Below are 8559 nucleotides of genomic sequence, written 5' to 3'. Positions count from 1 at the left end.
CGCACATCGCGCCCATCAGGCCAGGTGATCATGCGGTCCACCACCCGGTAATAACGATTTAAAACCGGGTTGCGAAATTCCCATACATATGGTTCATAGGCCATGGCCTTAAGGGTGGGGTTGGTGCAAAATTCGCAGGGCTGGTCGCGGTTCATCAAGACTCGATAACAGATCTTGCCCACCAGGCTTTGATTGTAAACCCTCTGCAAGGCCAGGTTGCCATAGATGATGGAGTAGTTTTCCATGTCAGCCACGTAAATAGGCTCTTGAATACCGTCAAACAGGGACAGCAGTTGGGCGCGCTCCAGATGCAAAGCCGCTTCGGTTTGCTTGTGTTTCATATAATCTGAAAAGATATTGCATACTGAGCTCAGGATGCGAACGTCTTCAGGATGCCAATCGCGGTAGGAGTGGCAATGGTCAAAGCCTGCAAAGCCATAATAGGCGGAGTCGATAAACAGCGGCATGGCCAGAAGGGACTTGACCTCCTGGGGCCTTAAAAGGGCTTTTGCCGCCTCTTCGGGGATATCCTCAACATCGCTGAACTGGATATTTTTCCTCTCCAAGAGGGTTTGATGCCACCAGGGGATATCCTGAGTTTTGATTCCCTGCAGATGCTCTTTCTGTGGAGAAATACCGGGAGCCACCCATTCATAAGTATTGTCGATAGTATTGCTTTCGGCATGATATTCAAAAACATATACCCGGCTTAAGCCGAGCTTTTCACCGATCATCTCCAGGCAGCGCAGATAGAACTGATCCATGCCCATATCCTGCATAGCCAGCATGGCAGTATTAAAAAGCAGTTCTTCGTTAGAGAGCCGCCGTTTCAGATAGCGTTCCATTTTGCGGTCATGGCTAAGTTGCGAGGCATGGAGTATATGTATCACAAAATGCTCCGCCTGCGGTGAATAGATGTGCAAGCGGTAGACGCGCCGCTGCGATTTGAAATAAGTCCTCAGGCGCAAGGGCCTGGAGGGGCTTACCCGCTGTAAGACATTGGCCAGATAGGCTTGCTCGCGCTGTATCCCCGTAAAGACCTGTGAAAAAGGCTTGCCCTTCACATCTTTGCCTTCCAGGCCAAACAATTCCAAAAAAGCCTGGTTGGCTTCCAATATTACGAAGTCCACGATAGAACCATCCGGGCCGGCGATAGAACGGCAATAAACATATCCGGACAGTGTATTCTGCACCACCGTCCGATAAAAATCCTGCCCAGTCATTACAAGTCACTCCTGCTGAATCCTTTAGGATTTCTAATCTCTCTACTAAATAGTATCGGGTTTCTGGGCCTTCCCCTCAAGTACAATCTTTTCAAATTATGTGCCAGGCGGGATGTAGCTTCTAAATTGCGGTGCACCGATAAGTTTACTCCCGTTATGGAGATATGGGAGTCCGGCAGGAATCGGAAGAGGCGCAGCGAATAACATAAGGTGTTATGGAGGAACGCGTTTCGATTCTGTACTTATAAATAAAAGCATTGGTAGAATACCTCTACTGACGAATTTATTGAAATGGAGTGAAAAAATGTTAGTTCATGAACTGAAGGATCAGGGGCACAGGGATGATATTGCTCTTGTTTTTCGGGAGCAGCATATAACTTATGGGGACGTGCAGGACAGGGTTGCGATGTTCAGGGATTATTTTTACCAGCAGGGGATTCGCCCTAAGCAAAATGTGGGGCTGTTCTGCCGCAACTCACCGGATTTTGTTTACTGCTATTTTGCCCTCACCAGTCTGGGGGCGGTGGTGGTGCCTATCAATATCAATCTGGCTGCGCCGGAAATCGCTTATATCGTTAAAGATGCCGGCATCATCCGTATGGTAACCAGCCAGCCCCTGGAACTGGGGGATGAGGTTACACAGCTTTTGATCGCCGAGTTCGGCCCCGGGCTGGCCAAGGCTGACTTGCCCGCAGCCCCTGATATCGATGATATTGCCGAGGAAAGTGAATGCGTTATCATATACACCTCGGGCACCACCGGGTTTCCCAAAGGAGCGGTTTTGACCCATCGCAATCTTATAAGCAATGCCGAAGCTACCAACCAGATCCTATTGGTTTCCAAAGAGGACAATATGCTTTCGGTTCTCCCCATGTTTCATGCTTTTGCCTGGACGGTCACCATACTGGCGCCGCTGCTGGCCGGAGCCAAAATCACCATTGTGGAGGTGTTCTTTCCCAAAGACGTCATTGCCACCATTAAGCGTCAGTCAGTTTCGGTAGTTTGCGGGGTCCCCTCCATGCACAACTTCTATTTAGCCCTGGGGACTACTGAGGATTTTTCCAGCGTGCGGGTGTTTGTTTCCGGGGGAGCCCCGCTGCCCGTGGAGGTTTTGAATCAGTTCCAGCAGAAATTAGGAGTTGCGCTGGTGGAAGGCTATGGCCTGTCAGAAGCCTCGCCGGTTTGTGCGCTAAACCCGTTAAACCGCAGCAAGGCGGGCTCAATTGGCCCGGCCATCCCCGGAGTCGAACTGCTGATTGTGGATGAGAAGCATAATGTGCTGCCTGCTGGCGAGGTGGGGGAGTTGATTGTGCAGGGTCCCAATGTGATGAAAGGTTATTATAATATGCCCCGGGCGACTGCCCGGGCGGTTGTGGACGGATGGCTGCATACCGGGGATATGGCCTATATCGATGAAGAAGGTTATGTGTTTATAGTGGATCGCTTGAAGGATGTGGTTATCGTGGGAGGACTCAACGTATATCCCCGCGAAGTGGAAGAAGTCCTCTACCAGTACCCAGGGATCAGCGAAGCCTCAGTCATCGGGATCCCCGATAAAATGCGCGGCGAAGCAATCTGCGCCTTTGTGGCCATGAAAGACGGGCAGACTTTTGACCGGCGGGCTATTTTGTCTTTCCTCAACCCTCGCCTGGCCAACTACAAACTGCCCCGGGAGGTCATAGCCCTGGAGTCCATACCCAAAAACTCCACTGGCAAAATCAGCAAGAATGATCTGCGTACACTTTACGCCGAACGCTACCAGAAAGCGTAGTTCATGGACTGTTGACACAACTGGGGCGGTCCTTTTTGTCACTTTGGTGACCAAAAAGGACCGCCCCCGCTTATCAAGCTGTTAGCCAGAGGCCGGTTCGCAATTGCTGGCAAATTTTGATAAAATGGGGACAGTTTAAATATAGAATGAAGAGATGATAGAGGCTGATGGGAGGGGAATATATGAGAAAAGATCAGGATCATTATGCAGGCTGTTTGTTGGGCGGCGCCCTGGGAGATACTCTGGGGGCCCCGGTGGAGTTTATCAATCATCAACAAATTCTTCACCGCTATGGTTTAAGCGGGATTCAAAGGCCGCAAGAAGGAGAAGCGGGCTTATTCGAAATCACCGATGACACTCAGATGACCTTGTTCACCGCAGAAGGTTTGCTGCGGGCGCGGGCGGCCCAGGCTTCTTCTCCAGAGGTCAATATAGCAGCCGTTGTTCATCATGCCTATCTGCGCTGGCTGCATACCCAGGGAGAAGATAACCCGCATTTCAGCGACTATGGTTACCATAGTGACGACGGCTTCCTCATCCAGCAATTTGAACTCTTTAAACAGCGCTCCCCGGGCTTGACCTGTACCTCAGCCTTGATGCGGTCGGAGATAGGCACTCTGCAAAAAGCGCTCAACGACAGCAAAGGCTGCGGAGCCGTGATGCGGGCTGCACCGGTGGGCATGATAGATCTGGGGGTTGATCCTTTTGCTCTATCCTGCCAGATCGCGGCTCTGACCCACGGGCATATCGACGGGATTCTTTCCGCCGGGGTCCTGGCCCAGATCATACACGATCTAATGGCCGGATTAGAGCTGGAAGAAGCAATACGGCACTCCCTGGACGTCCTGCGCCGGCATGACCGGCATGAAAGGCTGTCAGCCCGCATAGAACAGGCGGTCAAACTGGCCCGCAGCGAGCAGCCGGCGGTGACCTGCTACAAGCAGCTGGGCCAGGGCTGGGTGGGCGATGAAGCTCTGGCCATAGCGATTTACTGCGCCCTCAAATCGCCGCATGACTTTAAACAGGGAGTGATTATGGCGGTTAATCATGATGGCGACAGCGACAGCACCGGGGCCATCTGCGGAAATATCCTGGGGGCTTGTCTGGGCCGGACCGCCTTGCCCCAGGATTGGCTGGCTCAATTGGAATTGTGTCAGGTAATCGCTGCGATAGGGCAGGATCTCCTGACCGCCTACCGTGATGATGAAGACTGGCGGGTCAAGTATCCCGGCTGGTAAAGACTCCCCCAAGCAGCGGAGGCGACAGTAGTCTGAAGCTAGGCTTGGCGGCGGCAGCGTTTATCATCCGCCGCAGGGTTTTCTGGTATAATAAAACATATAGACTGGTAAGGTGGGAGTAAAATGGGGGGAACCTTTAAACAGATATCAGGCGGTACCATGTGCCGTCTGGAAATTAACTTTTTTGACCGCGATCGGGCCTGGGTAGGCATCACCGCCTATCTTTTCGATATCCGGGAACTCGATGTGATTCGCTTCTTCAGCATGTTCCTGTCCAAAATATTGTTTACGCTTGGAAACTGCAGCACCTCCAGCGCCCTCTTGCTCAATATCTATGATTATTTCTGCGCCATGGCCAACTACCCGCTGGATGACGGTTTCGTAGCCCGCATCAATGTACTGGATAAAAACCAGCGCCTGGTCGATTCCGACGAACCTCCGCTGCGCATCTATCGGTCGCAGTTCTATGGCACCAATGAACTTGACCGTGATATCGACATCAGTATGCCTTTAGGCGAAGAGAACTATTACGCCCCGGCGGCAGTGATGCTTTTTTTGCAGTACCTGATCCTGAACCTGTCGGACAAAGGCGTGCAGACGATGGTCTCATACATGAAGCATGTGCTGGACTATTATCTTCATATCGGGGATTACGGCAAACTGCGCGCCGGCTATGAGTCCGACCAGTATGCTTTAAATATGCTGCTCACCGTTGACGGGGGGCGCGACCACGGCCAGGGTATGATGTGATCGAGGCCCGGACGGGTTCGATGTCGGGACAAATGATTATTAGAAAATTTGCCGGGTTATTGCCCGGCTTTATGTTATTTGTTCGATATGCATTGCCCATAATAAACGATTTCGGTATACTGAGGGCAATCCTAAGATAAAAGGTGATAACCATGCCTACCAAACAAATTCAAAACATCATCATACAGGCTATTGCCAGCGAGTTGGAAGCTTATGATTATTACACTTCCCTGTCCCGGCAGCTGATAGATCAGGAGGCGGCCAAAATCTGCAAGTGCCTGGCAGAGGAAGAATGGCAGCATCGTGCGGCCCTGAAGTCTTTGCTTGATAATGGACTGACCGCTCTGTTTGAGAGCCCGGGCGATTCAAAACTAACCGATCATAAACCGGTCCCCAGGTTGTCCGCGGAGATGAAACCGGCCGATGCACTGCTTCTGGCCATCAAAAAGGAAGCCCAGGCCGCTGAAGATTATGCTGTTTTGGCACAGCTCAGCAAACGGGATGAAGAAAAACAGCTGTTTGAACGGCTGATTATTATGGAGCAAGGTCATAAGGCACATCTGGAGAAAATATACCACAAGCTGTTTGCGTAGATCCCGCTGCCGGATGTGATTGCAATATTATGCCATTCTAGTAAAATGAGACCAGGGGGAGAACAGTATGTTTAAATTTGGCAAACAGGCCGGCAACCCGCGCCGGGAAATCTTAAGCAGATGCAAGAATATAGCTATCGTAGGGCTTTCCGCAGACTCCACCCGACCCAGCCATCGCATAGCCGGATACCTGCAAAACCAGGGGTACCGGATCATTCCGGTCAATCCCCATCTTGATACGGTGCTGGGTGAGGCTTCCTATCCTGATCTTTCATCTGTGCCCATACCCATTGATCTGATCACTGTATTCCGCCGCGAGGAGGTATTGAGCGGGATCTTTGAAGAGGCTTTGCGGCTCAAGGTTCCGGCAATATGGCTGCAGCCCGGACTGCACTGTGAAGATGGTGAAGCTCAGGCTATAAAGCAGGGCGTAGAGGTCTTTACCGATTATTGTATTATGGCTGAACACCGGCGCTGGTTCTGATATACTACTGCCCTTGCATAAATTGTAAGTGACGGCTTGTTGCAACTCGACACCAGAGGGATGGTATTCAGGAAGGAGAGAATCTGGCTGGTGACCTCAATCAGCGAAGTTATTAACGTTTTAAATCTCGACCAAATTCTTGATCAAACCTGCAGCCTGGCCAGGACGGTAGGCGAAATCCAGAAAGCCAACCTGAGGCGCAGGAACCTGGGAGTGGAAACAAAATCCTCAGTAGTTGACCTGGTAACCGAGGTTGATCACTATTCTGAGCAATGCTTGATAACCGCCCTACACCATGCCTACCCCCACCATGCTATTTTATCCGAAGAGCAAGGCCGGCAAATCGGTTTTTCCGAGTATCTTTGGGTGATTGATCCCCTGGACGGCACCACCAACTACGCGCAGGGGCTGCCTATTTTCTCAATATCTATAGCCCTGCAGTATCGGGGAGAGACGATTATGGGAGTGGTGTACGTCCCTGTTCTGGATCAGATGTTCACCTCAATTCAGGGTCAGGGCGCTTTCCTCAATGGAATGCCTATAGCCGTGGCGCAGAAGACCGAGCTGGAACAATGCCTGTTAGCCACGGGATTTCCTTACGACCGTGCCACCCATCTGGATAACAATCTCAACTATTTTGCCCACTTTACCCCCAGAGTAAGGGGCATACGCCGTATGGGTTCAGCCGCCTATGACCTCTGCAATGTAGCTCTGGGCGCATTGGACGGCTACTGGGAATTGAACCTCAGTGCCTGGGATGTGGCTGCCGGCGCCCTGCTGGTGGAGGAGGCCGGCGGCAAGGTCGCATACCTGCCTCACAAGCGCGGGGTTTCGCTGGTGGCGGGCAACCCGGTCATCTGTGAGCGGATCCTCACTGAGATGGAGCAAGCCGATGCCATGGATTGATATAAAAAGATCATAGATTAGAAATTTTCAGAGGAGGAGAACCATCATGCTGGACTTGTTGAGAAGAAGACGCAGCATTCGCAAGTTTCAGGACAAAAAGCTGGAACCGTGGCAGATTGAAGAGCTGGTCAAGGCGGCCTTGATGGCTCCGTCGTCACGAACCCGCCGTCCCTGGGAATTCATTGTGGTGGAAGACCCGGAGCTGTTGAAAAAACTGGCTTTGTGCAAGGAACACAGCGCTTCGTTTTTAGCCGGGGCGCCGCTGGGAATCGTTATAGCGGCTGACCCGGGCAAATGCGATGTCTGGGTGGAAGACTCGTCCATCTGTACCCTGCTCTTGCACCTTCAGGCGGCTTCTATGGGTCTGGGGTCGTGTTGGATACAGGTCAGGGAGAGATGGCACATTGATCACAAGACTTCTTCAAGTTATGTGAAAGAATTGGTTAACCTGCCCGATGCCTATCAGGTTCTGGCCATCGTTGCCATCGGGTATCCGGCAGAACAGAAAGCTCCTATCGAAGACGGCCAGCTCCCATATCACAAAGTGCATTATAATGTCTTTGAAAAGCCCTTTTTTAACCGCTGAGACATGCGGCGGAGATAGATCGCCGGATTCTTAATATGCGATAAGGAGGCCAAATAAAATGCAGCAGCTTACAGAACAGGTCAAGTTGTTCGGGAACGGATATTTCAACTATTATGTGGTGGGCCGGGAAGAGGCCGCTTTAATCGAGTGCGGAACCAGTGCGGGAGCGGAGATTTTTGCCCGGCAGTGGGAAGCCCTGGAGGACAAACCTGACATTAAATACATCGTGGTCTTGCACTCCCATTTCGATCATGTCTGCGGCATCCCCATTCTCAAAGAGTTGTTTCCCGCTGCGCTGGTGGTGGGCAGCAGCACCGCTCAAAAGATCCTGTCCAAAGAGAAGGCCATGGCGAGCGCCTTTAAAAGCGACCGTTTTGTGGGCGAGTCCTATCTTAAAGCGGGCTTCATCTCCGAGCTGCCCCGGGTGGCGGAATGTGGGCCCATCGCGGTTGATGCGGTGGTAGGGGAAGGCGACCATCTGCTTTTGGGGGACAACCTCAAGCTGGATATTCTGGAAGCGCCGGGGCACAGTGCCTGTTCGCTGGCGATATACCTGGAAAGCGAACAGATCATGTTCGCCTCAGACGCTGCCGGCTACAAAACCGGTCCCGGGGAGATATCCCCGGTTTTTTTCCAGGACTATGACAGCTATATCGCAACCCTGAATCGTTTTCAGAGCTTGCCGATAAGAATCCTGGCCATGGCTCATGGAGATGTTTTTAAGGGCGATGAAGTAAAACAGTACCTGGAAGAGACTGTTAAAGCGGCCGAGGAAGGCTTTGCCTTCATAAAGGCGGCTTTAGAGGCCGGGGAAGACGATGACGAAGTAGGGAAAAAGGTGTTTGAGCGTTATTTTAAAGGCGGCATGGCATATTACCCGCCTGACATCATGTACAGCACCATGAAGCTTCTGGTTCTCAATGTCAAATCCAAATTGTAAACTGCATTCGGTCTGACGAAGACGGGCGCCTGGTTTAGCTCGCTAAACCAGGCGCCCGTTAGTCTTTG

General features: G+C 51.7%; 9 protein-coding genes. 8 read left to right on the top strand and 1 reads right to left on the bottom strand.

Going from position 1 to position 8559, the window contains the following annotated elements:
* A partial coding sequence (locus B2633_RS14500) for a GAF domain-containing protein (RefSeq protein WP_483171442.1) occupies positions 1-1223 on the bottom strand: 1223 nt, incomplete at its 3' end.
* A gap of 304 nt (positions 1224-1527) precedes the next feature.
* Here B2633_RS14500 and B2633_RS14495 point away from each other — a divergent pair.
* From B2633_RS14495 to B2633_RS14460, 8 genes are all read left to right on the top strand, one after another.
* Positions 1528-2994, top strand: coding sequence for a long-chain-fatty-acid--CoA ligase (locus tag B2633_RS14495; protein WP_483171441.1), 1467 nt, complete (start codon positions 1528-1530; stop codon positions 2992-2994).
* Between the two features lie 182 nt (positions 2995-3176).
* On the top strand, positions 3177-4232 hold the full coding sequence (locus tag B2633_RS14490) for an ADP-ribosylglycohydrolase family protein (protein ID WP_483171440.1): 1056 nt from the start codon (positions 3177-3179) through the stop codon (positions 4230-4232).
* A gap of 123 nt (positions 4233-4355) precedes the next feature.
* Positions 4356-4982: a hypothetical protein gene (locus B2633_RS14485; RefSeq protein WP_483171439.1), complete on the top strand. Its 627-nt coding sequence runs from the start codon at positions 4356-4358 to the stop codon at positions 4980-4982.
* A 152-nt stretch (positions 4983-5134) separates the two neighbouring features.
* Positions 5135-5575, top strand: coding sequence for a ferritin-like domain-containing protein (locus B2633_RS14480; RefSeq protein ID WP_483171438.1), 441 nt, complete (start codon positions 5135-5137; stop codon positions 5573-5575).
* A gap of 67 nt (positions 5576-5642) precedes the next feature.
* Positions 5643-6059, top strand: a complete 417-nt coding sequence (locus B2633_RS14475; RefSeq protein ID WP_483171437.1) for a CoA-binding protein — start codon at positions 5643-5645, stop codon at positions 6057-6059.
* A gap of 90 nt (positions 6060-6149) precedes the next feature.
* Entirely contained in the window at positions 6150-6965 is an 816-nt protein-coding gene (locus B2633_RS14470) for an inositol monophosphatase family protein (protein WP_483171436.1), read from the top strand.
* A gap of 46 nt (positions 6966-7011) precedes the next feature.
* On the top strand, positions 7012-7551 hold the full coding sequence (locus B2633_RS14465) for a nitroreductase family protein (protein WP_483171435.1): 540 nt from the start codon (positions 7012-7014) through the stop codon (positions 7549-7551).
* Between the two features lie 58 nt (positions 7552-7609).
* Positions 7610-8491: an MBL fold metallo-hydrolase gene (locus tag B2633_RS14460; protein ID WP_483171434.1), complete on the top strand. Its 882-nt coding sequence runs from the start codon at positions 7610-7612 to the stop codon at positions 8489-8491.
* The last annotated feature ends 68 nt before the right edge of the window (positions 8492-8559 follow it).

Origin of the sequence: Syntrophomonas sp. UBA1041 (assembly GCF_002316705.1) — a bacterium.
Lineage (GTDB): Bacteria > Bacillota > Syntrophomonadia > Syntrophomonadales > Syntrophomonadaceae > DTU019.
Note: the sequence above shows the minus strand (reverse complement) of the source record. Positions and strands in the feature narration are given on the sequence as shown.